Origin of the sequence: Treponema sp. OMZ 857 (assembly GCF_024181085.1) — a bacterium.
Classification (GTDB): domain Bacteria; phylum Spirochaetota; class Spirochaetia; order Treponematales; family Treponemataceae; genus Treponema.
Window position 1 is genome coordinate 1,920,067 of sequence record NZ_CP051147.1, and the last position, 24,861, is coordinate 1,944,927.

Below are 24,861 nucleotides of genomic sequence, written 5' to 3' on the forward strand. Positions count from 1 at the left end.
GTATGCAGGAAAAGAAAATGTACATGTGGCCGTCTGCATGGGATCGGCCGTCTATCAACGGAACATACGGGGCAATCAGCAGTAATAATGTCTATGCCACTCAAGCAGGACTGAATGTTTTGAGGAACGGCGGAAATGCTTTTGACGCTGCCGTTGCGGTTTCGTTGGTATTATCCGTTGTCGAACCGCATCATTCGGGAATCGGCGGAGGCTGCTTTACACTGGCGTACTCAAAACAGGAAAATGCAGTCTATGCATTGGACGGGAGAGGAATAGCCCCGCGGAATGCGACAAAAGATTTATTTTTAAAAGACGGAAAGGTGTGCGACGAATGGAAGGATATCGGCGGAAGATCGGTTGCCGTTCCGGGATTATTGAAAAGCTTAGATGTCTTGCTAAAAAAATTCGGTACAATGACAATGCAAGCGGTTGCACAAGATGCAATCAAGTTGTCGTTCAACGGTTTTAGGACAAGCTTTACCGGCTCGATAACCGGTACGGATGACTCGGTTATCAGAAAACAGAATACCTATCCCACCTTTAAAAAGAATTTTATGAACGGAGATAAGGGATATGAATTCGGCGCTATGCAAAAAAATGAAAAACTGGGACGGCTTTTAGAAAAAATCGCAACAGCCGGAGTTGATTATTTTTATAGCGGAGAAGCGGCAAAGACAATTATCAACACAATAAATGAGCATGACGGTTGTTTTTCCTATGAAGATATGTCCGAGTATCAACCTAAATTCCGTGAACCCGTAAGTATCAATTATCGAAATGCCGCCGTATATTCATTTCCTCCCCCCGGAGGAGGCTGTACCGTACTCGAAATGCTGAATATCCTTGAAAATGCGGATATAAAAAAAGCAGGACATAATTCGGCACAGTACATACATCTATTGGCGGAAGCAATGAAGATTGCTTTTGCAGACAGAAGTATCGGATTAGGTGATCCCGATTTTATCAAAATCGACACGCATAAAATTCTCAGTAAAGATTATGCAAAATTACAATATCAGCATATCAATAAAACGGCACAAGAGTATAAACCGGGAATCGACACAGCATTCGACGAGCATAAAGGAAACACCTCTCATTTTTCCATTATGGATCGATATGGGAATACGGTATCGCAAACACAGACGATCAGAGACTGGTTTGGAAGCGGCATTGTCGTAGATGCTTACGGTTTTGTATTGAATAATGCAATGTCGGATTTTTCCGCAACGGAAGGGGCACTTACCAGTCAAGGATTATCGTACGGCAGCTCCAATGCGATAGCCGGCGGAAAAACACCGATTTCCAGTATGTCGCCGACTATTGTTTTTAAAGAAGGAGCACCGTTCATGGCCATCGGTTCTGCCGGAGGACCCAGAATTATTACCGGTGTGCTGCAAGGAATAGTCAATGCAATCGATTTTGATATGGAACCTGAACAGCTGGTAGATATGCCGTATATCAACTGCCTGAGTAAACAACAAGGCATAGAAACCGAATTCGGTATTTCACCCGATACTGTCGCTCATCTGCAAGCAGCACTGCATACCGTACATCAGGTTCCCGTACATCAGGCAATGAGTACAATGGTAAATTGCGTGATGAAAAAACAGGATAGGTTTTATGCAGGGCGGACAAAGCGAGTCGATGGCTGCGCAGGAGTTCTTTTTTCCTCCGGCGCAAGCTTTGACGGCATAGGATTTATGGAAATATAGGAGAGCATCTCTAAAAGCTAAGCGAGTTTTTAGAGATGCCCGGTATTCGGCTTTAACATACGGGGATGTCTCAAAAGTTGGTTACTTTTTTGCCAGCCCCGTTCAGCAGCAGGGCTTAGTTTAAGCTCTGTTCCGGTGCTTATGTCAATCGAGGGAAAGCGGCTGCTGTCCGCTTGCGCTGAACATACGCCAGAACCACACAGCACACCCCAACCGCAAACGCTGCGGCCGAAAATATTGCACGCTGTATTCCGCTTTCCGGCGCAATAACTGGAAGCCGTGCAAAAAAATCTGCTGCTACAAAAATTATCCGATACGCGGCGTTCAATCCGTATCCCAGCAGCGGACTCGTGAAAGGGAAAATAAGTGCAAGCGGAATGCAGATAAGCCCCGCAATGAGGAAAACCGAAACGAGCGGGCTGACCATACATGAAGCAATGACTCCCGCCGCCGCGATATTCCCGATTGCAGAAATAACAATCGGAGCAGTAAAAAGCTGTGCGCCGACAGATGCGGAAATACTGCCTGCAAGGGCAGGCGGTATTTTTCCTGCCATAAGACGAGCGCACGCATCGCCGAAGATGATAATCCCTGCATATGCCCCATACGAAAGCATAAACCCAAGCGTTATTGCTTCGGCGCCGGCGATTGCAATATGGACGGTCAACATGGCGCACAGCACCGACAAGGGCGGCGGCTTTAACCCGAGCGCTCTCCCTGCGGCGGCGATACATACCATTCCCAATGCACGGTTTAACGAAGGAGCAGCGCCTGCAAACCAGACAAACAGGAAAACCGCCGCAAGCGAAAACCATGCAGCCCGGCTCTTATGCCCGAACATTCTGCCGCCTTGTAGCGCTGCCGTCCCAATTAACGAAAGGTGCATCCCCGACAGCGCAAGGATATGGGCAAGTCCGGCGTTGCGGAACGCAGCGATGCATTCCGCCGGTAAGAACGCTTTATCGGCAGCAAGCAGCGCAAGCAAAAGTCCGCCCGCATTGCCCCAACCGTAGAGCATCCGCATAAAGGCAAAGCGGAAAAACGCGCGGAGGCGGCTGAGCGGAGAATTCCATCCGAGAAATACCGGCTGCACCGGCCGCGCATAAAACACCGTTCCCGTCTTACCGAACTTTCCTTGAACCGCAAGCCTCATCCCGCGGACATAAAAACGGCATTCTTGCGGATTTCGCAAAGCCTCCGCAAATACAGCCGTCCTGTGCAGCAGCGGCGCTGCCATTTCGGATTGCTCCGCTCTGCCGATGCGGGTAATACCTCCTGAATATGTTCCGCGGACAAGCGCTGCCGGAACAAAGAGCTGCACAATACCCGATGCGGAGAATTGTTCATCGCGGTCGGCGCTGCACGCAATCAGTTTGACCGGTATGCGGTAATAATCGGATCCAGCCGGAACAGGCTCACCGGTTAATTCCGCAATAAGCGTCCGCACCGTCGGCAGCGCAGCAAGCGTTTGCGGCGGGCGTTGTTCTCTTTGCAGTGTACACACGGAATATGAACCGATTGCAGCTCCGGCAGCCGCGAAAAACGCAAAGCGTATCGTAGACAGCGCCGGCTTCTTCCAGCTGCTGCGCACCCCTACCCTTCCCTGAGACAGCAGCTTGCCTGCTACGGATACCGCTATTAAAAACACCGATAGCACACAGAGTAATAAGAATGCCGTTATAAAGACAAAAGATGTAACTCTGCCGCCGGTTTGAGCAAATGTATACAATCCGTAAAAAAACGCCGCCGCCGCAACGGCTATGACCGTAATAGGCGGAACAACGTGTCTCTCCATACTCACCTCTTATGCTTCCTTATACGGCACGAGGTACAAAATGGCTACAAATTAACGGTTTTTACGGGATTGATTTTGTATTTTTATATGATACAGCGTATGATTATCCGGATTTCCCTTAAACCGTATCTGCTGTTTCTGTACGGTATCGGTAACGGAAAGGATGGCACGCTTAACGGAGCGGTTGTTAAAAAGAGCTTCAGAGATAACGATCTCATTCGGAAGCGCAGTATCTTTTATATCGACGACAGTATTGACAGTCAACCCGACATAATCGAGCCGATTGTTCAACGTTACAGCCAACATAGAACCGCTGTGCAAACCTATTTTAATTTCCAGTTGTTCCTGTATCGGCTTATTTTGAGTATGTTTCATCAAGTACCGCAGCGCTTTCACAGCAGCATTAAAAGCCTTACCGGGATCGATAAAAGCCCCCATAACGGCAGCACCGATTGTCTTAACCGATACCCCGCCGCATTTTTCAATCGTATCTGAAAGAATACACGTATACTCTTTCAGCAATGAAAATGTTTTTCTATCATCTAATGATGCATATAGTTTTGTCGAATTTGTAACCTCCGCAAAGAGAATCGTTGCATTTTTCAGCGGGAGCACTTGGTCACCGATAAGCACTTCGGAGCGCATCAATTCACGGTATAAATTATTTTGAATAATCTCAACGCCTTTTATCGCATCGGGTGTATCCCACGTCCGGTATTTCCCGTTCTGAATGCTTTTACCCATCTCAGCGATATAATTCAGTTTAAATGCAGGATCAAGTGTTTTAAGCCGCGGATGAATCGAAAAGCACACTTCAATATTGGTGTCAAGCGTATTATTAAAAACCTTATTACAAACCGTACAAAAATTTTGCGACGAAGCTTGTTGAAGAGACGGCGCCTCATAGACAACATGACCGCATGTAGGACAATGATAAATCCACTCCAAGATGAATACTCCGTCATAAACACCTTGAATAAAAATATCAAGAATTTTTTCACGGGGTATATCGAACGCTTTACCGATTTCATAGAGCGGAATATGGAACAGCAGTCTATCGGATACATTCGTTAAAAAAGCCGCAATTTTATCAGCCTCTTTTTGATTCATTTTACAGCGTAATTTCATACTCATAGTTCTCTCCTTTGCACAGCATCCAGGCAAACACTCAATGTTTTGCACTGTGTATTCTATTCGATGCAAGTTGCCATCGTTCGTAAATGTACATATATACATTTATGAGCTACGTCTCAGGGAATCACCCAAAAACCAAAGTTATTGGTCAGCCCTTCGATACTGTTTAAAATCACTGACGTTCTATCAGCAGAAACAACGTTTTGAGTTGGACACACAAATAAGAACCTTCATGATGAAAAGCAAGGGAGTGCGGAAAATCATGGCAGGTGGTACGGAATATCTTTAACGCACCACGCTAAACAGCCGGTTTTCAAAATGGTTATAAAAAATTTTACAAAATTTTAACAAATATTTGACAAATCGTTTTTTCCCATGCTATAGTAGATAGGAACTCGGTGGTATTACCACATATCGCTGTTCTATCTACGAGATTATATGAAAAAGAAACGACAAACAACGGCCAAAAGCAATAAAGAACGCTTTATCGAGCAGATGGAAACGCTGCTATTGATGCACCTTATCCTGCCGGGAGAGCAGCTGCCACCTGAGCGGGAACTGGCACAGCAGATGGGTGTCTCTCGGCCGGTGATTCACGAAGGGCTTTTGGAGCTGGGGGCGAGGGGACTCATTTCCATTCGCCCGCGACATGGCTGGATTGTCAACAACTTTACGGAAGAAGGTGCACTGCCGCTGCTTTCGAGCCTTTACCGTTTTTCGGCGCCGCAATCGGCTGCCCGTATCGATGCCGATTTGGAAGAAGTCCGCCGAATGATTTTGACAAAATCGTTGATGCAGTATTTTTCTTCCGATGTAGCGAAAAAAGAAACCAATTCGCCGCTTATCGAAAAATTGAACAAAATCTACACAGAAGAAAAGAAAAATAATACAGGACGTTTACGCCCTGCCGACATACGGCAGTTGACCGAATTGGATTTCCTTTTTTATCGTGCAATTATCGAAGCGGGTGGTAATACCGTATTCCTCCTGCTTTTTAATTCGGCGCGGGAACTGTACCACCAAAAGCTGGAACAGTTCTTTACCGAAAATACCGGCAATATTCAAACGGCCTCAGCCTTAAAATCACAACTCATTGCTCATATTGCTGACGGAAACCAACAAGAGGCATTGGCGCTGCTTGAGAAAATGACTTCAATTGGCGCATATACCGTTTTGGAATCGAGTAGCGGAATATAGTATCATGAAAACCTATCTGCAAAAACTCGAGCAAAAGATTAAAAAACGGTACCCCCAGCTGAAACTTTCGGCAGCATGGGACGACCGGTCGGTAATATTGACCGGAGACGCGCCTACGGTTGAAGAACGATACGCAGCCGGTGTTTTTTTTGTAAAAAAGTGTAAGCGCCTGCCCGGATATAAGGGGTTGGTGAACGATATAACCGTCGCCGGAAAGGGTGAACCGCCGATGCGGATGCCGGAAGTGCGGGATAATCTTTTAGCGGGTAAAACATTCGATATCGTAATTATCGGCGCCGGTGTTGTCGGATGCGCAATTGCACGGGAACTGTCCCGCTATGATTTAACAATTGCCGTTCTCGAAAAAGAATGCGATTGCGCAATGCAGGCGTCCTCCCGCAACGATGGTATGATCCATCCCGGATTTGCGGACAATCCTTCAAAGATAAAAGGCAGACTGAACACCCGCGGCAACCGTCTCTACCGTAAACTGGACAAAGAACTAGGATTTCAAACCGAATGGCCGGGCAGCTTTATGCTGTTTAACTCTCCACTCCTGAAACTGCTCGTGCCGTTTATGCACCGGAGGGCGGCAAAAAACGGTGTTGACGGACGAGTTGGATATCGAAATAAAACAACAATACAAACCATGGAACCGAACCTAAGTACGGAATACTATGGCGGTTTTTGGATGCCCTTCTCCGGCATTGCCTCTCCTTTTAAGGTAACAATTGCCTTTGCGGAAAATGCTGCGGCAAACGGCGTATCTTTTTTCTTTGAAACCGCTGTAACCGGTTTTGACAAAACGAACGACTTGATTTCGGCAGTGCACACAAACCGCGGTACGCTGAACGCCCGTCTTATCATTAACGCAGCAGGCGTATGGTCGGATAAAATTGCAGAATTTGCGGGAGACCGTTTCTTTTCGATTCATCCCCGCAAGGGCATGGATATTATCCTCGACAAAAAGAAACGGAATTTTCAGTATACCATTATCGGAAAGCCAAATCTTCTTAATTCTTCAAAACAGCATTCAAAAGGCGGCGGAATTATCCCCTGTATAGAAGGGAATATCCTTGTCGGGCCTACCGCGCATGAGGTATACGACCGCGAAGACTACGGTACCGATGCCGAAGATGAACACGCCTTGCTTGAGCAAATGTCCATGAATAAGACGCTTTCGCGGGGCGATATCATCGCGTATTATAGCGGTATCCGTGCAGCAACGTGGGAGGAAGACTTTATCGTTGAAACGTCCGAAAAGGTACCCAACTTAATTCATGCTGCGGGCATTCAATCGCCGGGTTTTGCTTCCGCTCCGGCAATTGCAGAAGATATTACAGCACTTGCACTCCGGCGCTTTCCTGCCACCCTCAAAGAAAAACCGGACTTTATACCGCGCCGCGCCGCACCCCGCGAAACAGCCACCATGCACGATGCCGAGCGGCATATGCTTATCAAACAGGATCCGCTCTACGGGAAAATTGTCTGCCGCTGCGAGCAGATTTCCGAAGGGGAGATACGGGATGCGGTCAGGAGCTGCCTTGTGCTCGGTATGCAGAATATCAGCCTTGATGCGGTAAAACGCAGGTGCCGTGCCGGAATGGGGCGGTGCCACGGCGGTTTTTGTACGCCGCGGGTAATGGAAATCATCAGCCGGGAAGCCGGTATTCCGCTTGAGCGCATTACGAAAAAAGGCTGCTCGTCATACATACTGAACAGCCCACTACCGGCAGGCGAAGGGAAGGCGGCATTATGAAACGCTTTTATGATATCATTGTGATTGGAGCGGGTCCTGCCGGTATGGCTGCCGCCCTTGCCGCCGCCGAAAAAGACCCGCAGTGCAGCATCGCACTCATAGAACGGGAAGAGCATATCGGGGGTATTTTAAAGCAGTGTATTCACGACGGCTTCGGGCTCATTCGATTTAAGGAGCGCTTAACCGGCCCCGAATATGCATGGCGGTATCGCGATATGCTCGATCAGCATTCCAACATCGACATATTCGTATCCACCTTTGTTATCCGTATCGTGCAGCAGAACGGCGGCAGTTTTGAGCTAACCTTTACCAATCCGAAAAACGGCATTTTTACCCTTTCCTGCACGGCGCTCATTTCCGCAACGGGCTGTAGAGAACGCACCGACCGGCAGGTATTTATCCACGGCGACCGGCCTTCGGGGGTATTCACCGCAGGACAGGCACAAGCCTTTATCAACCTAAAGGGGTACCTTCCCGGCAAGCGGTTTGTCATTTTGGGCAGCGGAGACATCGGACTCATTATGGCGCGGCGGCTCACCCTCGAAACCGCACACATCGGCGGCAGCGTAGAGGGCATCTACGAGGTAAAGAGCGAACCGTCGGGACTGACCCGCAATATCGTGCAATGCCTTGAAGACTACGGTATTCCGCTCCGCCTTTCTACGACGGTGAGCGCCTTGCACGGGGCAGGACGCTTGGAGGGCGTAACCGTTACGCAGGTTGACGGACGGATGCAGCCGGTCGCCGGTACGGAACGGTACATTCCCTGCGACACCCTCATATTGAGCGTCGGGCTTATCCCCGAAAACGACATCCTCGACAGTCTTGCGCCGAACATGGACACGCGGACAAAGGGGCCGCAGGTTAATCAATATATGGAAACAACCGTGCCGGGACTTTTCTCCTGCGGAAACGCACTCCATGTCAACGACCTCGTAGACTATGTTTCCGAGTCGGGCAGTATTGCCGGGGAACGGGCTGCCTTACTCTGCAGCAGGATACCGTTTGAAGGTAGTACCATCGCGGGAAGAAGTCAGTCAACGGAATATCGCATGGCGGCACTCGCGAGGATTGAGCCATACTTCACGGAAGTACAGCCGGCGGCACTGCGCAAAAATCCTGCTGAAATTCCCATCTGTGCCGATAAAACGCTGCTATACCAAACACCCGCCCGTATCGTACCGGACGGGAAGCAGGCGGTGCTGTACTTCCGGTCTGCGGCGCAACGGGAGCAAGCGGTATTGACGATTACCGCGGAAACAAAAACAGGCTCAAAGATTCTTTTCAAAAAAACATTCCGGTCATTAAAACCGCCGGAGATGGAGCGGATTATAGTAGATACCGCATCGATACCGACCTACACACAGCAACTATTCCTTTCGCTGACTGACCCAGAACCGGTACATCGGGCAAAGGAGGCGAAATGATCAAAAAGCTAACTTGTATTGCGTGTCCGCGCGGCTGTGCATTAACCATGACAATCGATGATGCAACGAATATAATAGAAGTAAGCGGAAACAGCTGCCCTAAGGGAGCCATTTACGGCAAACAGGAAGTGCTGTGCCCTATGAGAACGCTCACGACCACCGTTGCCTGCCGGTCAGCTCGGTGTAATGGAAAAACGACAGGATTCGGTGAGCCTGAGGTTATTCGCCTGCCGGTAAAAACCGGATGTGAAATTCCGCTTGAGGAGATGAAATCTATGATAGAAAAAATACGCACTATTACCGCCTCCACTCCGGTACGGTACGGCGACTGTCTTGCGCAGCTTACCGCTGAAAACGGGACAAAAATACCGATTCTCGCCTGTGCAAGTACGGAGGCCGAATGATTATGAACAATCAATCGACGATTATCTCAATCGACTGCGGTACCCAAAGTTTACGCGTTATTATCTTTGCGGAAGACGGTTCGGTACTCGCAAAAAAGCAGATCATGTATAAACCGTGCGTCAGCCCGCGGCCGGGATGGGCGGAACAAGACCCTGCTGTGTGGTGGAATGCACTTTGCAAAGGTGCGGCTGCCCTCAAAGGAGAATATCCCGATTTAATAGCCCGCGCAAAGGGGATCGGCGTAACAGCCCAGCGGGACACCGTTATCCTCATTGGGAAAGACGGAAACGTACTGCGCCCTGCAATCACGTGGCTCGATACCCGAAAGGCACGCGGCCGGTATCATCCGAATTTCATTATGAAGGCTGCGCTGAAAGCAGTCGATTACTACGAAAAAATCATGCACTCCCAAAGCGACGGTCAGTGCAACTGGATACAGGAAAACGAGCCGGAAATTTGGAAGAAAACCTGGCGGGTTTTGATGGTTTCGGGCTATCTTCAATACCGGCTTACGGGAATTGCCGCGGATTCTCCTTCATCCTTAGTCGGACACATTCCCTTTGATCATAAAAAGCAAAAGTGGGCATCGCCCGGACACATCACGGCGAAGATATTTCCGATAGATGATGATAAAAAATGCAGTGTTGTGCAAAGCGGGAAAGAAATCGGACGGGTTTCCGCTCAAGGCACGCTGGAAACGGGGCTTCCTGCCGGTATACCGGTCATCGCCTGCGGCAGCGATAAGGCATGCGAAACGCTCGGTATGGGATGTCTCGATGCAAAAACCGCCTCCCTCAGTTTCGGCACGACGGCGACGGTAGAAATATGTACCGACCGCTACACGGAACCTATCCGCTTCCTGCCCGCATACAGCGCTGCCTATCCCGGACGTTGGGTACCGGAAATCGAAATATTCCGCGGCTACTGGATGATCAGCTGGTTTAAGGACGAGCTTGGCTATGAAGAACGGGCACAGGCGACAGCGACCGGTATTATTCCTGAGCAAATTATGGATCGCCTCCTCGACTCGTCCCCGCCCGGCTGCTACGGCTTGATGCTGCAACCCTATTGGGGCGCAAGCCTTAAAGATCACTATGCGAAAGGTTCGATGATCGGATTCGGCGACGTACACGGACGGCACGCAATATACCGTGCAATCGTCGAGGGGCTTGCCTACTCGCTGCGGGAGGGGTTGGAACAACTGCAACGACAAAGCGGCGTTCCCGTACAAAAGGTTGCCGTTTCGGGCGGCGCCTCGCAGAGCGACCGTATCTGCGGCATCACTGCTGATATTTTAAACAAGCCGCTTGTCCGTGGTGCGACAACGGAAACTTCCGCACTGGGTGCCGCGATCTTAACGGCGTACGGGACGGGGTGTTATTCAAGTATCGAAGAAAGCGCCAAAAACATGGTTCATTTTGCGCGGGAATTTAACCCTTCACCGGATAACCGCGAATTATATGATGAACTCTATAAAATATACACGCAGATATATCCTATCTTAAAGCACGTGTATAAACGGATACGCGAAGTAACCGGTTATCCGTCATAAAAAGTAGTTTTAATAGGAGATGGCTATGGCAGAACGTAAGGTATACAAGAATTTTAAACCAGAATGGGAGCAAGTTCCCCCGCCGCCCGCTTCATTCCGATCGATTTTAAAATGGGGAGACCCCAACGAATTTAAGGAACCGAATGAAAGGCTCTTTACCTTTATGAAAGGTGAGCTCGGCTTAACTGATGCCGATTTTCAGCAAAAAGGCGCCGACGGACATGAAGTTGTGCCCGAAACATTAGCGACACCGCCGCTTGAACCGGAGCATGTCGCGTTCTTTGAATCCGTGTGCGGTAAGGACAATGTCAGTACCAAGGGATACAACCGGCTTTCCGTAGCTTACGGAAAAACCATGTACGACCTCTACCGGTTGCGGGAGAATATCACCGAAAATGCCCCGCGGGCAGTGCTCTATCCTTCAAGTCATGAAGAAATCGTGCAGATTGTCGAATACTGCCAAAAGCAGCACATCCCCCTCTATGTATACGGCGGCGGCTCTTCCGTTACCCGCGGCGTAGAAGCGTTTAAGGGCGGCATCAGCCTTGATCTGCGGCGGAACTTTAACAAGGTGATTAACTTTAACGAAACCGATCAAACCATTACGGTTGAAGCGGGAATGTCCGGCCCCCAGCTCGAAAAAATCTTGAGCGAAGCAAAGGCACGGTTCGGCGCACGACACGCATACACTTGCGGACACTTTCCGCAGTCGTTTGAATACTCCTCCGTCGGCGGCTGGACGGTAACGCGGGGCGCCGGTCAAAACTCAACCTATTACGGCAATATCCACGATATCGTGATGGGGCAGACATACGTTACTCCCGCCGGCATCATTAAAAGCTACGGACTCCCCGCCCACGCTGTCGGCCCTGATATCGATGAGCTGATGATGGGGTCGGAGGGAGCGTTCGGCGTACTGACGCATGTAACGCTGAAAATTTCCCGTCTGACTGCGGAGAACCGCCGGTATTTCAGCTTTATGTTTAAGGACTGGCAGAGCGGACGCGACGCCGCGCGGGAAATTATGCAAGCCGAAGCAGGCTATCCTTCCGTGTTCCGCCTATCCGACCCCGAAGAAACCGATGCAATGATGAAGCTCTACGGCGTGGAAGGCACCCCGCTCGAAAGTTTGATGAACCTCCGCGGATATAAAGCGCATGACCGCTGTATGTTCTTAGGCTGGACGGAAGGGGAACGAGGCTTTTCTTCAAACCTCTTCCGCATCGTAAAAAAAATCAGCAAAGCCCACGGCGGACTGTACCTCACCGGCTATCCCGCACATAAATGGGAAGAAGGCCGCTTTACCGACCCCTATTTACGGGAATCGCTGCAGGACTACGGCATTATCATCGACACGATGGAATGCTCCGTTACCTGGGAGATGATGGGCAGAGTGCATGAAAAGGTACGCGCCTTTGCAAAATCCCGCCCGAACACGGTCTGTATGACGCACCTTTCCCATGCCTATGAGCAGGGTGCCAATCTCTATTTTATCTTCATCGGGAAATTCCGCGATAAAGAAGAATATGCAGAGTATCAGTTCGGTATCTTTGATAATATCATGGAACAGGGCGCTGCGATGAGCCACCACCACGGTGTCGGAAAGATGACTGCGGCGTGGGTGGAGCAGTCGATCGGCACGGATAGGCTGAATATTTTCCGCGCCCTAAAAAAGCATTTTGACCCCGACAACATTATGAACCCGGGCGGCACCCTCGGCATCGACATGACCGAAGAGCAAAAGCGCAAGCCGAAGTTCTGCAGCAGAACATGGGATAATCCCGCGTATTAAGGGGTATTGCTCAAAATAACAGAGCCGCTAAAAAAACCGATTAGACTGCATTCAGTTTAATCGGCTTTTGGCGATTTACTAATTCTGTTTTATAATTCGTTCTTATATCGTTATTTTACGGGAAGATTCCTTTTAATATAGGGAACCTCTAAAAACCGAAGTCTTTAGAACTTCTATATTTATACTCAACTTTTTTATTATTTCTATAGGCATATAGAATTCCTTTTTCTTCATCAATTCGAATTTTACCAATTTTAATTGTTTTTCTTGAAAGTATATTCTCATCCGAATAAATACAAAGATAACCGTTTTCTACACTCCAATATTCAATTGGGCCAGCAACAAAGGAATCTTTTTTTCCATAACTACAAGTTGTCACTCGCATTCCATCATCTGATTGATGAAATACAAAATTTTCTATCTCTGTATCCGATATAAGTTCAAAAGTATAATCTATAATTTCTTCTTCAATCCAAGGGAGCAATATATCATCGCTCTTACAAACATTAATCCAATCAATAATTTTTTGTATGATTTCATCTCTATGATCTTCAGATTCATGAACATAATTCCAAAAATCTCCGGCATTATGCATTTCTCTTTTTATATTTTCATACATTACGTTTTCAAAATAATCATCAGGCATTTTATACATATCGATAAGCATACAAATAGCAATATCACCCTCTGTCATAGGGCAAACCAAATTTGAAATACAATATTTCGTTTCTTTCGTAGATTTTGCTTTTTCAAGCAACACAATTGTATGGTTATGATTTGCTATTATCTTGCGATAATCCTTATCTAATGATTCAATCGGAGTTATATCAGCGGTCTTTAATACAATATATTTTTCATTAGATTCTTTATGTACAAAACTTTCAAATAAATCATTTACCGATTCTTCTTTACAAGAAATAAGGCTCATGGAAAATATAAAAGATAATAGTAAGATTTTTGCTTTCATTCATTTTTTCCCTTGCTACCAGAAGGACAAATCGACTGCTTGTACCGCACACAGCTTGGCCGTACACCGGTTACAGACCTATGTTGGGTGATTCTTATCTATGTATAAATTGAAATACATCTGCCAAAGCAAAATCATAAACCTCTCTTATATCGACACCATAATATGATTTCACCTTTTCTATGATTCCTTTTTTTATTCTTCCTTTCTTGTCATCATCGACATCACAATAGAAGTGCTCTAGATATGTTTCATCAGAATAAAATCCTTCGTAAAAATCCATACCAAGGATTTTATCAAAAAATTCTACTGCAAAACGTTCATTTTTTAGAAACTATGCTTCAATTATTATACTTTTTTGCCTAATTCCGCAACTGTATAATCCAGATTATCAACATCACACATTTCAACTATTTCTTTTTTGATTTTAAATATTTTATATGTGTAAAGGAGCACAGGCGACCGCCTAAACAACTTTCGTGACAAAATAAATATCAGCTTTAAAAACGGTGTTAGACAATTTAGACATAGGCGTACATTTTTATTGTTTCAAACTCTCGGGAATGATTATTGTTTTCTTCTTCCAAATCATACAGATTCTGAAGATTGAGCCAGAATTCTGCTGTCGTTCCAAAGAATTTTGAAAATCTGATAGCGGTATCCGCAGTAATTGAACGCTTTCCGTGAATTATTTCGGAGATTCTTGTTTCAGGAACATTGATTTCTTTTGCCAGACGATATGCAGAAATGCTCATTGCATCTAAAAAATCTTCTTTAAGAATTTCTCCTGGATGAACATTGGGTAATTTTTTATCAGTGATAATCTGTGATTCTAACATTTTCTGCACCTCCATTTTCAAACTTAAAAACAATTCTCCATTGATCATTTATTCTGATTGAATAAAATCCGTCTAAATTCCCGGCAAGTTTTTCTAAACGATTACCTGGAGGAATCCTTAAATCTTCTACAACTTTTGCAGCTTCAATCATTCGAAGTTTTCTTCTTGCAACATTCTGAATCGTCATCGGTAACTTTTTACTTTTATTACCTTTGCATATTGATTCTGTTTCTATATCATCAAAACTTCTTATCATACTTCTATACTAATGCTAAACAGAAGCACTTGTCAACCCGAAAGCTTGATGAACCTCCGCGGATATAAAGCGCAAGCCGAAGTTCTGCAGCAGAACATGGGATAATCCTGCGTATTAAGGGGTATTGCTCAAAATAACAGAGCCGCTAAAAAAGCCGATTAAACCGTACGGTCTAATCGGCTTTTAGGGATTTACTAAAAAGTTCTGCTGAGTTTTTAGAGATGCCCTTATATTTTTAGAAATCAATTTCCTTGCCGTAATACGCTGCAAGATAAATCTTCTTAATATCGGCGGCAGAGGTTTTGCGCGGATTGGTCAGCGTACAAGCATCGTTAAATGCTCTTTCACTCATCAAATCCAATACCTTGAGGAACTTATCTTCTGCAATAATAGTGTTCTTGCCTTCCTGAATAGTGCGGGTGATACCCACTTTCCGGTTCAAGGCAGAGACAGCTTTTGCAATATCGTCGATACCCAAAGCGCCTTCCAGCTTGCTGTAGCGGTCGGTTTCTTTTCTGTTGTAGTTGATAATATACGGAAGCATGATTGCATTCGCTTCACCGTGTGTCAGATGGAATTCACCGCCGATCTTATGCGCCATCGAGTGTACGATACCGAGTGAGCAGTTGCTGAATGCGATACCGGCAACGGTGGATGCTGTGTGCATTTTTCCGCGCGCTTCCATATCGTTTCCGTTTGCAACAGCCCGTTCCAGATAGTCGAATACCAGCCGAATTGCCTCAAGCGCATAGGGGTCGGTGTAATCGTCATGAGCGGTAGATACGTATGCTTCGATCGCGTGAGTCATAACGTCCATACCTGTCTGAGCTGTTACCAGCGGCGGCATCTTTGCAGGGATTCTATCATCAACAATTGCAATGTCGGGGATAATATCAGGGCTTACGAGCGGATATTTGATATTCTTTTCCGTGTCGGTAATAACGGAGAAGGCGGTAATTTCGGAAGCGGTTCCGGAGGTAGACGGGATACCGACTAATTTTGCTTTTGTCCGCAGCTTCGGGAATTTGAAAGCGGCTAAATCGTCAAAGTTATAGCCGGGATATTCGTAGTACACCCACATGATTTTTGCAGCATCCATTGCAGAACCGCCGCCCAATGCGATAATCCAGTCGGGATTAAAGGCTGCCATCTTTGCGCCGCCTTCTTTACAGGTTTTAACGGAAGGATCGGGTTCTACGCCGTCGATAACCAGCACTTGCATACCAGCTTTTTCCAGATAGCCCTTTGCTTCATCAATAAAGCCGAATTTTTTCATCGAGCTTCCGCCGGTAACAATAGCGGCTTTCTTTCCTTCCAACGTAGAAAGGAATTCCAAGGCTCCCACACCGTGTACAATCTTCGGGGGGATGCTGAATGTTGCGTACTTCATAATTTATACTCCTTCATAATCCAAAGAACTATTCAATATCCGTTGTATTACACTCAGCGGATATTTAATCGTCCTTTTATTATTAGTATAAATATAACGATATTTTATTATTTAGTAAAGAGGGAAAACGATAAAAAACACCGATCGGTCAGAAACCACTGACTAACCGGTGTTAACCGAATGAAAAAATTCAAAAGTTCTATTGACATTACAATCAAACCGCTATATAGTCACAGATGTAAATTCATAAGAACAACAAAAACTTTCTTTCAAAGAAGGTACATGATGACACAGACGGAGGATTTTATATGAGAGAAGCTATTGAGCAATTAAAACAGATTATTTCCGAAGCGGAAACCGTTGTCATCGGTGCAGGGAGCGGTCTTTCCACTTCGGCAGGTTTCACCTATTCCGGTGAGCGGTTTGAAAAATACTTTTCCGATTTTGCGGTCAAGTACGGTTTTCAAGATATGTATTCAGGCGGATTTACACCATTTGCTTCGCTTGAAGAGCGTTGGTCATACTGGAGCCGCTATATTATGATAAACCGTTATATGGATCCACCCAAACCGGTTTATAACAACATACTTTCGCTTGTACGGAACAAAGACTATTTTGTGCTTACGACAAATGTAGATCATTGTTTCCAAAAAGCAGGTTTTGACAAAGATCGGCTGTTTTATACGCAGGGCGACTACGGGTTGTTTCAATGCAGTGAACCGTGTCATCACAAAACGTATGACAACGAAAAACAAGTCCGCGCAATGTGGGAATTCCGCAACGAGATGAAAATCCCGTCAGAACTTGTACCGCATTGTCCTGTTTGCGGAAAACCGATGAGTATGAATCTTCGGGCAGATGACACATTTGTTACAGACGAGGGCTGGGATCAGGCTGCCAACTGCTACCAAACATTTTTACAAAGCCGGAATATAACAAGCCGTTCAGGTCAACAAGAAGGAACGGGGAAGGTGGTGTTTCTTGAGCTGGGTGTTGGAAGAAACACTCCCGGAATTATAAAGTATCCGTTTTGGCAGATGACGGCAAAAAATCCGAATGCGCAGTATGTTTGTATCAATTTTGGGGAAGCATTTGCACCGTATGAAATAGAAAAACGGTCGCTCTGTATCAATGATGACATTGGCGGGGTTTTGCAGGAAATAGCAGCACATAATCGTAGGGGGCAGTAGCAATATGAAAATCAGTGTTCGGTTTACAGCAGCGGTTCATACGCTTTTGTGCATTCAGTATTTTGAAAAGGATATGCGCGTTACTTCGGATTTTATTTCTGCAAGCACCGGTGTCAATGCTGTTATCATACGGAAGATTTTGCTGCAGCTGCAAAAGGCTGGATTAGTAAGAACTGCGGCAGGGGTCGGCGGTTCATACTTGGCACGGAAGGCTGATACAATCACGCTGCTGGATGTATACAACGCAATCAATGAGGGAGCAGAGGAACGGGAGGTTTTCAATTTCCATCCGAATCCAAATCCGCAATGCCCTGTCGGAAGTAAGATTCACCGTGTGCTTGACACCGCATTGCAAGAGGCGCAACAGGCGATGGCAGATTCGCTTAACAAAACCACAATTGCCGATTTAGGAGCGGGAATATAACAGGAGTCTTGTTTCTTTTACGCATCTGCACGAATAAAAAAGCTGAGAGCTTGCAAACCTAAGGATACAATATCCAAACGTCCACGCTTCTCAGCTTTATACTATTTACAACTCTATAGAAGGATTCGCTTGCGTCAAAATTTCAGTTGTAACCGAAGCTCCAAGGTACTTTTGAGCATACTCTCCGATAAGCGCCAATGCGGCTTTTAAGTCTTCCAAGCGGGCAGGATCGAGATTTTCCATGATGATAAACGCATTTTTCGTATTTTCCGTAATCATCGTGCGCTGCCCGTCACGCCAATTAAAACAGCGGCAGACGGCGCCTTTATTATCGCGATAGCACAACTCCCCTTCCAGTGTTTGGCTATGTTCCTCATCGCCGAGTGCAAAAAAATCATCGCCGCCTTTTGTAATACCGAGGATCAAATCGCCGTCAAAGGCATCGCTGTCTTCCGCACCGCACGGCAAGCCGAATTGCAATGACGCGGCATTGTAAATATCTACCAGCGGATTGATGTACGAAACAGGATTCTGTTTTTCCACCCGCTTCAGCAGCGCTTCGATACTGCATCGAACGCCCTTCTTTGTCTTAAACTTCCGATATGCATCCCGCCAAATAGCGATAACGGGATTTTCGCTGAACACATTTTTTACCAAAAATTTTTCCGCATCGGCGTTACTTCGAGAAAGTAATACCTTTATATCACGGACACTTTCGCCGCTATTATCAATTCCCTTTAACAACACCACACCGAGCTGCGCTTGAGGAAAAAGCTCCCAAAAAGAGGCATCCGCCAAAAATTTACTCATACCGCTTTAGTATCTCCTTTGTTCTCAATGATGACAATGTGAAATAATATCACTACTATAAAAGTATACTATTTTTTTGTAAAGAGGCCGAAAATTTTAGTTATGGAAACAATTATATTGGGACTTGGCTCCAATCGCGGAGATTCAAAAGTAATCCTTGCAGAGGCCATTAAACGGCTCACATCATTCTTAAGCGGAATCCGTACCTCATCCGTCTATATTACAAAACCGCAGGATTACCTCGATCAGGACGATTTTTACAACATGGTTGTATCGGGAAACTATACAGGAAGTCCCGCATCACTGCTTAAAACGCTCCAGCAGATTGAAGCGGATTACGGCAGAAACCGTGAAGCCGAAATTCCCAAAGGCCCCCGCACACTTGACATCGACATTCTCTTTTTCGGAAGGCAAATTGTTAAGCTCGATAATCCTCCGCTTATCATCCCGCACCCCGCAGTATACCGGCGAGCATTCGCACTCATTCCCTTGTTGGAACTGTATCCTGACTACAGTGATCCCGTTACGCAACAGCCGCTCGCCGCCACACTCGCTGCCCTACCCGATCAAGGCGTACGAAAAAGTCTCTGAGGTAGTAGATGCGTCGTATCTCCAGCGCTTTTGAAAAGAGACGATGTAGATGCGCCGTATATTTTCAAAAGTTCTATTCTTCGATATAATACCGCCCATGATAACTGGCGAAGATGAAAAGCACGAAGAACAGAACAACGAGGCGCTGAGTGCGTTTAAAGTCAACGATTTTGAAGGACCACTCGACCTTCTGCTCTTTTTAATTAAGAAAAATGAGATCAATATCTACGATATTCCCATCGGGGACATAACCGAACAGTACCTTGAATATCTCGATTACGCGGTAAGCCTCAATCTGGACAGCTTAACCGAGTTTTATGAATTGGCGGCGCATCTTATCTACATTAAAAGCAAGATGCTCCTTCCCGTCGAGGTTGATCTGGACGATGAGGATATCGAAGACCCGCGTATGGAATTGGTCAACAAGCTGATTGAGTATCAGAAATTTAAAAAACTGTCGGTTCTAATGGAAGAAAAAGAAAGCGAGGCCGAATGGTTTTTTGAGCGCAAGAAAATACAGCACGCGCTTCCCTTTACCGAAGAGAACCTGTGGGAGCGGGTTGATACATGGGAGCTTTTACGGACGTTCTCAAAACTGATGTCCAATTATAACTCGGAACAAATTCTTGACCTGTACGAAGAAGTGTCCGTAAACGAAAAGCTGACGCTGATGAACGAATTTTTGGAAGAAAAGGGCGAATGCCTCTTTACCGATTTGATTGTACGGAAGGGCAATCTGCTGGATGTTATTTGCGCTTTTATGGCGCTGCTTGAGGCGGTCAAATTCAGGATGGCAAGTATCTGGCAAAACAGGATGTTCGGCGATATAAAAATACGCCCGTGGGAAGCTGCCCGCAATGATGATGGAGTATAAAATGGAAAAAGAAACAGCTCTCGTAGAGGCAATCCTCTATTTGGAAGGAGAGCCGCTTGACGACGCTGCAATCAGTAAAATTGCCGGCTTATCGGTCGATGTCGTAAAAGAATGTATTAAAAATCTAAAAGATTCATATTCGGAAGGTTCGAGCGGTATCGAAATTACACAGATGATGGGCGGCTGGATTATCACGCCCAAAAAAGAATTTTGGGATGCGCTGAAAGACCGCTACGGTAAAAAGAACGAGAACCGCCTTTCGCGCGCTGCGATGGAAACGCTGTCGATTATCGCCTATTCTCAGCCGATAACCCGTGCCGAAATCGAGGCAATCCGCGGGGTTTCCGCCGACACGATGATTAGGCTTTTGGTAGAAAAAGAGCTGATTAAAGAAGTAGGGAAAAAAGATATTCCCGGAAAGCCGGTGCAATTCGGCACGACCAAGGAATTTTTAAAAGTATTCGGTTTAAACAGCATCGCGGACTTACCCAAGATGGATGAGACGGAACAGGAGCGGTTCGAACTTGCGCGGTAACAATCATTTTTCTCACAGCTCGCGACCTTTTGATAACGGCACTCGTAACGAAGGCGATAAAAACAGCGGCAAGCGAACCGAATATTTCAACAACGGTACCGCTCCTGAAGGTAACGAACAGACCGGCACTTCGGAGATGAGACTGCAAGTCTATCTTGCCCATGCGGGGATTGCGTCGCGGCGTGCCTGCGAAAAGATTATTGCGGAGGGGCGTGTTTCCGTAAATGGAACGCTTGTTACCGGCATGGGCAGCAAGGTTCGCACGGGTGATACGGTACTCCTTGACGGGAAACCGGTGCACCCCGAAGCGCGCAAGTGCTACGTACTATTGAACAAACCGGCGGGCTTCGTCTGCACGCTCTCCGACGAGAAAGGACGCCCCACTGCCGCAGATCTTTTAAAAGAGACCTACAGCGAGCGGCTCTACAACATCGGCAGGCTCGATATGTTTTCGAGCGGGGCAATCCTCTTTACCAACGACGGGGATTTTGCCGCAAAGATAGAACACCCGTCGGCACAGATCGAAAAGGAATATGTCATCGAGACTACGCAGGACTTTCCGCCGGAGCTGCTCACCCGCTTTGAACGCGGTATCCGCGTTGACGGCATTTTTTACAAATGCCGTTCAGCCGCTGCCGTAAACCGCCGTAAGCTACGGATTGTACTTGTCGAAGGAAAGAATAGAGAAATCCGCCGCGTGCTGGATTCCTGTAACTGCACGATAAAGCGGCTGGTGCGGGTTCGCATCGGGAACCTTGAGCTGGGAACCCTGAAAGCAGGAGAGTTCCGCGACCTTACCGCAAAAGAACGGCAGGCGCTGCTAGACCTCGCAGCGGAGAGTCAAAACGGGGAGCGAAAGTACACAGAATAATGTACAGAGCTGCGTTTTTTACTCAATCGTATACTCGATAAAGCCTTCTGCTTTCCGTTTGATGATTTCTCCGATTCCGGCACGTACGGTTCTGATATTTTTATACTGTATGTCTTCCATCCCCTGCCCCGCTAAGGCATTATGGCACAGGGCTATGTCGCAATCGCAGTCCGTAAAATCATTTTCAAGATTCTTAAAATATTGTACAACATCTCCGGCAAACACGATTTCAATTTCCGCCGTATCGCCGGTTTCTTTGCAATAATTTCGGTAATTGACTAATTTATTTTGCAATTTAGCAATTAACTGAAGCTTTTCTATTCTGAATAAAACTTTATAGTGCATAGCGCCGAAACTATACCCTGCGCTTATACACCTGTCAAGCAAGGCCGCAGATAGTTTCCGGCATCAGCATATCAATCGCCGCCTGTATATGTTCGGGTACCGGCACGGTAAAAAGGCGAAGCGTGCCGCCGATGGGAAAGCGGAGGCGATATGCGCAGAGCTGGAGCTTTTTAATGCGGGCGGTTTTCCAAAGCTGTTTATTTGATGCAAAGTTTCCGTGCTTATCGTCGCCGATAATCGGGCAGCCGATACCGGCAAGGTGAATACGGATTTGGTGCATTCTGCCGGTATGCAATCGGACGGAGAACAAGCTGTATGCGTCAGTACCCGCAAGCAGTTTGTATGCACTTGAGGCAGACTTTGGCGTGCCGTTTTCCATAATCGGCGTATCGATAATGCCTTCTTTCGGAATGGGTTTCAGTGTTTTTTTATTTACAGAATGTTCAAAACTGCCGAAGCATAATGCAAGATATTCCTTTTCGACCGCCCGCGACTCAAACAAGGTACGGCACGTACGGGCGGCGGAGGCGTTTTTTGCAACTACCAATAAGCCGGAAGTCTCTTTATCCAGCCGGTGTACCGGAAATATTTCTGTCCTGAGCTGCTTGCTTAAAATCTCGGTAAGGCACACGGAAATATGCGCGCCGCCCTGTACCGGAATACCGTAAGGCTTATTGACGATACAAATTGCCTCGTCCTCATATACAATCGGAATGGATTTCTTTACAATATTTTGTTGACTATTGTGCATAGTGGGGAGTATATGATGAATCGGAAAAAATTTCAGCACTTGTTATGTTTCATTCTTTTATCGTTTTGTATCGGCTATCCGCTTCGGGCGGAACTGATCAGCAATCCTTCATTAGGCTATACATTGGATTTACCGGAGGGATTCAGACAGGTGAATTCACGGGATAATTCCCGCTACCTTTATCAAAATACAATTATCCCCGTCGGATTACAGGTTGCGCTCTACCCGTATCAGCAGTTCGGTACGGTAACCGCTGCGGCAGAGCATATTTTTTCTCAACTGAAAGCGCAAAAAAAAGCGATACAATTTTTGATGCAGGGCAACCCCACGCTCGTTGCAAACCTTCAATTTACACAGCAAAACCAAAAACAGGCGGGGTGGCTTTTGGTGCAGCCGCTCGCCGAACAAAAGGGATGGCTGGTTGTCTTAACAACAACACAGGCGGCAAAAGCGCAGGAATATGAGCCGATGATGATTTCCTGCTTGGATGCGGTGTTCATCAGCCGTCAGTCTTTTTTTGAACCCGGCCCGATGATTCAAGCGGTATATCCCAAAGAAGGAACGGTAAAAAAAGAAGTGCTCTTTAACGGAAAAAAACTTTCCGTGCATTTTGACCGCTCCGATTCCGAAGCGAACCAAGCAGTAATAGACCGCGAGTTTGCCCTGCTGACACGCTACCTTAATTCCCCGCTGCAGCAAAAAGCATGGCAGCGCTATTACCGGATGATTTACCGCGACAGTATTACCCGATGCCGCCATCTTGCGCTGATGCTGGAAAAAGAATTAATAGAAGTGGACAAAAAAGGGAAAATGCCCGCTGCGGAAACCGTCGCCGCAGCCCTGCTTGAGTGGATGCAGGATTTTACCTATGCAAGGGATGAAAGCGGAGCCGACTTTCTCAATATCCCGGCCGTGTGCAGCGACCGAAGCGGCGATTGCGACAGCCGCGCACTGCTAATATCCGTACTATTGCAGTACTTCAATATCGATTCAATCTTGATGATTGCCCCGGAACAAAAGCACGCGGTTGCAGCCGTAGACTGTACCGGCGACGGAGCACGCTTTACCCACAACGGTAAGCGCTATCTTATTGCAGAAACAACGGCAAAGGTTGCGCTCGGTCAAATCGCACAAGACCTTGCCGATCCCCGCCTCTGGTTTGCCGTCGATTGGTACGTTCCGCCTGACCGAGATGAATACGGCTTCGGTAAGAAGGAATAAGCACTATTGGGAGCCTCTAAAAATCTAACCGAGTTTCTAGAGGCGATCTATCGTTTTTACTCAAGCATATTCTTTTGCCGCATAATTTCAAAAACGCTCGACTTTCCAAGGAAGTGCGCAGTACCGGCAAAAACAAATGTGTCGCCGCCTTCGCGCAGGTATTCATCGAATTTCTGTGCCCATATCCGGTTCCGATCGGTCAACAACGCATCGATATAAGCTTGCGCTTTTTTCTCAGAAAAAGAGGACGGTACTTCCAAAAGTAATTCGACAAGTAACGCTGAAAGTTTTTTTCGATTATTGCTGAGGTAGAGGTCTCGAATCGTATGTACTTCCGCTATACTCTTGTCTATATCTCGCAGCGCTTGTATAGAATCCTTTAATAGTGCTAGCTGATCTTCAAAAGTACCGTATGACAAAGCTGCAATTTGCTGCTCTGCCGTATCGAGTGCCTCGATTTTCTTATTTTCCGCACGCTGCATCAAATACATATCGATACCATCTGAGGGATCCATCCCAGCCTTAAACGTCAGTAATTGAACCAGTACCGTATTTAAGACCCACGGATTAAATAAGGCGAACCGGTGCATCGTATCATCACCGATCATTTCATACAGAAAAACAAGTTCATCCTCTGATAAGACATTAAGTAAACTCTTTTTAGGGTCGGTATTCATATTTTTCATAATAACGGTTTGCATTTCACCGACGAGAGCTTCCATTTCGGCCATACCGCCAATCTCACTCACCAACCGGTCGGCTTTATCGAAGGCACGCAGCACATTCTTTTCAAGCGGATAAAACTTTTTATCGGCAACATGAATAGTTCCGAGCACATAAACGGAACCCTTATTCCCCCGTATCTCCCAAAAAAAACGCTCAGGGCGTTCTATCAGCACCGGCTTCGATAATTCTGACAGCCGCTTACCCTGTCCCGTAGTCGTACAGGCAGTAAGCGCGATACTTAACATCAAGAGCAGCGCAATTTTTTTCACATATTTAAAAGCTATCATATAGTCCTCCT

At 46.6% G+C, this 24,861-nt stretch carries 25 protein-coding genes; 14 read left to right on the plus strand and 11 right to left on the minus strand.

Annotation, left to right across the window (positions count from 1 at the left end; translation table 11 throughout):
* The first annotated feature begins 2 nt into the window (after window positions 1–2).
* Window positions 3–1,712, plus strand: coding sequence for a gamma-glutamyltransferase (gene ggt / locus E4N66_RS08650; RefSeq protein WP_253727685.1), 1,710 nt, complete (start codon window positions 3–5; stop codon window positions 1,710–1,712).
* A gap of 139 nt (window positions 1,713–1,851) precedes the next feature.
* On the opposite strand, the gene E4N66_RS08655 is transcribed toward ggt, so the two are convergent.
* Together E4N66_RS08655 and E4N66_RS08660 are read right to left on the minus strand one after the other, a co-directional pair.
* Window positions 1,852–3,507 carry a ComEC/Rec2 family competence protein gene (locus tag E4N66_RS08655; protein WP_253727686.1) on the minus strand — a complete coding sequence of 552 codons (1,656 nt, stop codon included), beginning with the start codon at window positions 3,505–3,507 and terminating at the stop codon, window positions 1,852–1,854.
* Between the two features lie 51 nt (window positions 3,508–3,558).
* On the minus strand, window positions 3,559–4,641 hold the full coding sequence (locus E4N66_RS08660) for an adenylate/guanylate cyclase domain-containing protein (RefSeq protein ID WP_253727687.1): 1,083 nt from the start codon (window positions 4,639–4,641) through the stop codon (window positions 3,559–3,561).
* 438 nt (window positions 4,642–5,079) lie between these two features.
* Here E4N66_RS08660 and E4N66_RS08665 point away from each other — a divergent pair, with 438 nt between their 5' ends.
* From E4N66_RS08665 to E4N66_RS08690, 6 genes are read left to right on the plus strand one after another with little or no spacing between them, the layout of a single operon-like run.
* The gene (locus tag E4N66_RS08665; RefSeq protein ID WP_253727689.1) at window positions 5,080–5,838 is read left to right on the plus strand and encodes a FadR/GntR family transcriptional regulator; all 759 of its coding nucleotides are present in this window, start codon (window positions 5,080–5,082) and stop codon (window positions 5,836–5,838) included.
* A gap of 4 nt (window positions 5,839–5,842) precedes the next feature.
* Window positions 5,843–7,597, plus strand: coding sequence for an NAD(P)/FAD-dependent oxidoreductase (locus E4N66_RS08670; protein WP_253727690.1), 1,755 nt, complete (start codon window positions 5,843–5,845; stop codon window positions 7,595–7,597).
* A complete protein-coding gene (locus E4N66_RS08675; RefSeq protein WP_253727692.1) occupies window positions 7,594–9,024 on the plus strand; it encodes an NAD(P)/FAD-dependent oxidoreductase in 1,431 nt (476 codons plus the stop codon). Before E4N66_RS08670 ends, E4N66_RS08675 begins: the two co-directional genes overlap by 4 nt.
* Window positions 9,021–9,428, plus strand: a complete 408-nt coding sequence (locus E4N66_RS08680; protein WP_253727694.1) for a DUF1667 domain-containing protein — start codon at window positions 9,021–9,023, stop codon at window positions 9,426–9,428. Before E4N66_RS08675 ends, E4N66_RS08680 begins: the two co-directional genes overlap by 4 nt.
* A complete protein-coding gene (locus E4N66_RS08685) occupies window positions 9,425–10,981 on the plus strand; it encodes an FGGY-family carbohydrate kinase (protein ID WP_253727696.1) in 1,557 nt (518 codons plus the stop codon). Before E4N66_RS08680 ends, E4N66_RS08685 begins: the two co-directional genes overlap by 4 nt.
* 25 nt (window positions 10,982–11,006) lie before the next feature.
* Entirely contained in the window at window positions 11,007–12,773 is a 1,767-nt protein-coding gene (locus E4N66_RS08690) for an FAD-binding oxidoreductase (RefSeq protein WP_253727698.1), read from the plus strand.
* 148 nt (window positions 12,774–12,921) lie between these two features.
* On the opposite strand, the gene E4N66_RS08695 is transcribed toward E4N66_RS08690, so the two are convergent.
* The 5 genes from E4N66_RS08695 to E4N66_RS08715 form a co-directional block, all read right to left on the minus strand.
* On the minus strand, window positions 12,922–13,740 hold the full coding sequence (locus tag E4N66_RS08695; protein WP_253727699.1) for a hypothetical protein: 819 nt from the start codon (window positions 13,738–13,740) through the stop codon (window positions 12,922–12,924).
* A gap of 94 nt (window positions 13,741–13,834) precedes the next feature.
* Window positions 13,835–14,023, minus strand: a complete 189-nt coding sequence (locus E4N66_RS08700) for a hypothetical protein (protein WP_253727700.1) — start codon at window positions 14,021–14,023, stop codon at window positions 13,835–13,837.
* 238 nt (window positions 14,024–14,261) lie between these two features.
* Window positions 14,262–14,579: a HigA family addiction module antitoxin gene (locus tag E4N66_RS08705; RefSeq protein WP_253727701.1), complete on the minus strand. Its 318-nt coding sequence runs from the start codon at window positions 14,577–14,579 to the stop codon at window positions 14,262–14,264.
* Entirely contained in the window at window positions 14,554–14,835 is a 282-nt protein-coding gene (locus tag E4N66_RS08710) for a type II toxin-antitoxin system RelE/ParE family toxin (RefSeq protein WP_253727703.1), read from the minus strand. The genes E4N66_RS08705 and E4N66_RS08710 overlap by 26 nt, the downstream gene beginning before the upstream one ends.
* A 235-nt stretch (window positions 14,836–15,070) precedes the next feature.
* Window positions 15,071–16,225, minus strand: coding sequence for an iron-containing alcohol dehydrogenase (locus E4N66_RS08715; RefSeq protein ID WP_253727704.1), 1,155 nt, complete (start codon window positions 16,223–16,225; stop codon window positions 15,071–15,073).
* A 308-nt stretch (window positions 16,226–16,533) separates the two neighbouring features.
* Here E4N66_RS08715 and E4N66_RS08720 point away from each other — a divergent pair, with 308 nt between their 5' ends.
* Entirely contained in the window at window positions 16,534–17,415 is an 882-nt protein-coding gene (locus E4N66_RS08720) for an SIR2 family NAD-dependent protein deacylase (RefSeq protein ID WP_253727705.1), read from the plus strand.
* 4 nt (window positions 17,416–17,419) lie between these two features.
* The gene (locus E4N66_RS08725; protein ID WP_253727707.1) at window positions 17,420–17,839 is read left to right on the plus strand and encodes an Rrf2 family transcriptional regulator; all 420 of its coding nucleotides are present in this window, start codon (window positions 17,420–17,422) and stop codon (window positions 17,837–17,839) included.
* 105 nt (window positions 17,840–17,944) lie between these two features.
* Here the strand turns inward: E4N66_RS08725 and E4N66_RS08730 are convergent, their stop codons facing one another.
* Window positions 17,945–18,649, minus strand: coding sequence for a B3/B4 domain-containing protein (locus E4N66_RS08730; RefSeq protein WP_253714042.1), 705 nt, complete (start codon window positions 18,647–18,649; stop codon window positions 17,945–17,947).
* Window positions 18,650–18,751: 102 nt separating this feature from the next.
* Here E4N66_RS08730 and folK point away from each other — a divergent pair, with 102 nt between their 5' ends.
* The 4 genes from folK to E4N66_RS08750 all read left to right on the plus strand — a co-directional run bounded on the left by folK (window position 18,752) and on the right by E4N66_RS08750 (window position 21,520).
* Window positions 18,752–19,240 (plus strand): 2-amino-4-hydroxy-6-hydroxymethyldihydropteridine diphosphokinase, encoded by a 489-nt coding sequence (gene folK, locus E4N66_RS08735; protein WP_253727708.1) that lies wholly within the window; start codon window positions 18,752–18,754, stop codon window positions 19,238–19,240.
* Window positions 19,241–19,337: 97 nt separating this feature from the next.
* Window positions 19,338–20,114, plus strand: coding sequence for a segregation and condensation protein A (locus E4N66_RS08740; protein ID WP_144389692.1), 777 nt, complete (start codon window positions 19,338–19,340; stop codon window positions 20,112–20,114).
* A gap of 1 nt (window position 20,115) precedes the next feature.
* Window positions 20,116–20,649, plus strand: coding sequence for an SMC-Scp complex subunit ScpB (scpB, locus tag E4N66_RS08745; protein WP_006189743.1), 534 nt, complete (start codon window positions 20,116–20,118; stop codon window positions 20,647–20,649).
* A gap of 136 nt (window positions 20,650–20,785) precedes the next feature.
* On the plus strand, window positions 20,786–21,520 hold the full coding sequence (locus E4N66_RS08750; protein ID WP_253729445.1) for a pseudouridine synthase: 735 nt from the start codon (window positions 20,786–20,788) through the stop codon (window positions 21,518–21,520).
* An 18-nt stretch (window positions 21,521–21,538) separates the two neighbouring features.
* Here E4N66_RS08750 and E4N66_RS08755 read toward each other — a convergent pair whose 3' ends face one another.
* Complete coding sequence (locus E4N66_RS08755) at window positions 21,539–21,865, minus strand: DsrE family protein (protein WP_253727709.1); 327 nt, start codon at window positions 21,863–21,865, stop codon at window positions 21,539–21,541.
* A 34-nt stretch (window positions 21,866–21,899) separates the two neighbouring features.
* Complete coding sequence (locus tag E4N66_RS08760; RefSeq protein WP_253727710.1) at window positions 21,900–22,655, minus strand: RluA family pseudouridine synthase; 756 nt, start codon at window positions 22,653–22,655, stop codon at window positions 21,900–21,902.
* Between E4N66_RS08760 and E4N66_RS08765 the strand changes: the two genes are divergently transcribed.
* Entirely contained in the window at window positions 22,632–23,837 is a 1,206-nt protein-coding gene (locus E4N66_RS08765) for a hypothetical protein (protein WP_253727712.1), read from the plus strand. The genes E4N66_RS08760 and E4N66_RS08765 overlap by 24 nt on opposite strands.
* 56 nt (window positions 23,838–23,893) lie before the next feature.
* On the opposite strand, the gene E4N66_RS08770 is transcribed toward E4N66_RS08765, so the two are convergent.
* Window positions 23,894–24,850 (minus strand): TraB/GumN family protein, encoded by a 957-nt coding sequence (locus E4N66_RS08770; RefSeq protein ID WP_253727713.1) that lies wholly within the window; start codon window positions 24,848–24,850, stop codon window positions 23,894–23,896.
* Window positions 24,851–24,861 lie beyond the last annotated feature (11 nt).

Excerpts from the sequence above, each read along its gene's own strand:
- ggt (WP_253727685.1), top strand. The coding sequence starts at position 3 with ATGCAGGAAAAGAAAATGTACATGTGGCCGTCTGCATGGGATCGGCCG.
- E4N66_RS08655 (WP_253727686.1), bottom strand. The coding sequence starts at position 3,507 with ATGGAGAGACACGTTGTTCCGCCTATTACGGTCATAGCCGTTGCGGCG.
- E4N66_RS08660 (WP_253727687.1), bottom strand. The coding sequence starts at position 4,641 with ATGAGTATGAAATTACGCTGTAAAATGAATCAAAAAGAGGCTGATAAA.
- E4N66_RS08665 (WP_253727689.1), top strand. The coding sequence starts at position 5,080 with ATGAAAAAGAAACGACAAACAACGGCCAAAAGCAATAAAGAACGCTTT.
- E4N66_RS08670 (WP_253727690.1), top strand. The coding sequence starts at position 5,843 with ATGAAAACCTATCTGCAAAAACTCGAGCAAAAGATTAAAAAACGGTAC.
- E4N66_RS08675 (WP_253727692.1), top strand. The coding sequence starts at position 7,594 with ATGAAACGCTTTTATGATATCATTGTGATTGGAGCGGGTCCTGCCGGT.
- E4N66_RS08680 (WP_253727694.1), top strand. The coding sequence starts at position 9,021 with ATGATCAAAAAGCTAACTTGTATTGCGTGTCCGCGCGGCTGTGCATTA.
- E4N66_RS08685 (WP_253727696.1), top strand. The coding sequence starts at position 9,425 with ATGATTATGAACAATCAATCGACGATTATCTCAATCGACTGCGGTACC.
- E4N66_RS08690 (WP_253727698.1), top strand. The coding sequence starts at position 11,007 with ATGGCAGAACGTAAGGTATACAAGAATTTTAAACCAGAATGGGAGCAA.
- E4N66_RS08695 (WP_253727699.1), bottom strand. The coding sequence starts at position 13,740 with ATGAAAGCAAAAATCTTACTATTATCTTTTATATTTTCCATGAGCCTT.
- E4N66_RS08700 (WP_253727700.1), bottom strand. The coding sequence starts at position 14,023 with ATGGATTTTTACGAAGGATTTTATTCTGATGAAACATATCTAGAGCAC.
- E4N66_RS08705 (WP_253727701.1), bottom strand. The coding sequence starts at position 14,579 with ATGTTAGAATCACAGATTATCACTGATAAAAAATTACCCAATGTTCAT.
- E4N66_RS08710 (WP_253727703.1), bottom strand. The coding sequence starts at position 14,835 with ATGATAAGAAGTTTTGATGATATAGAAACAGAATCAATATGCAAAGGT.
- E4N66_RS08715 (WP_253727704.1), bottom strand. The coding sequence starts at position 16,225 with ATGAAGTACGCAACATTCAGCATCCCCCCGAAGATTGTACACGGTGTG.
- E4N66_RS08720 (WP_253727705.1), top strand. The coding sequence starts at position 16,534 with ATGAGAGAAGCTATTGAGCAATTAAAACAGATTATTTCCGAAGCGGAA.
- E4N66_RS08725 (WP_253727707.1), top strand. The coding sequence starts at position 17,420 with ATGAAAATCAGTGTTCGGTTTACAGCAGCGGTTCATACGCTTTTGTGC.
- E4N66_RS08730 (WP_253714042.1), bottom strand. The coding sequence starts at position 18,649 with ATGAGTAAATTTTTGGCGGATGCCTCTTTTTGGGAGCTTTTTCCTCAA.
- folK (WP_253727708.1), top strand. The coding sequence starts at position 18,752 with ATGGAAACAATTATATTGGGACTTGGCTCCAATCGCGGAGATTCAAAA.
- E4N66_RS08740 (WP_144389692.1), top strand. The coding sequence starts at position 19,338 with ATGATAACTGGCGAAGATGAAAAGCACGAAGAACAGAACAACGAGGCG.
- scpB (WP_006189743.1), top strand. The coding sequence starts at position 20,116 with ATGGAAAAAGAAACAGCTCTCGTAGAGGCAATCCTCTATTTGGAAGGA.
- E4N66_RS08750 (WP_253729445.1), top strand. The coding sequence starts at position 20,786 with ATGAGACTGCAAGTCTATCTTGCCCATGCGGGGATTGCGTCGCGGCGT.
- E4N66_RS08755 (WP_253727709.1), bottom strand. The coding sequence starts at position 21,865 with ATGCACTATAAAGTTTTATTCAGAATAGAAAAGCTTCAGTTAATTGCT.
- E4N66_RS08765 (WP_253727712.1), top strand. The coding sequence starts at position 22,632 with ATGAATCGGAAAAAATTTCAGCACTTGTTATGTTTCATTCTTTTATCG.
- E4N66_RS08770 (WP_253727713.1), bottom strand. The coding sequence starts at position 24,850 with ATGATAGCTTTTAAATATGTGAAAAAAATTGCGCTGCTCTTGATGTTA.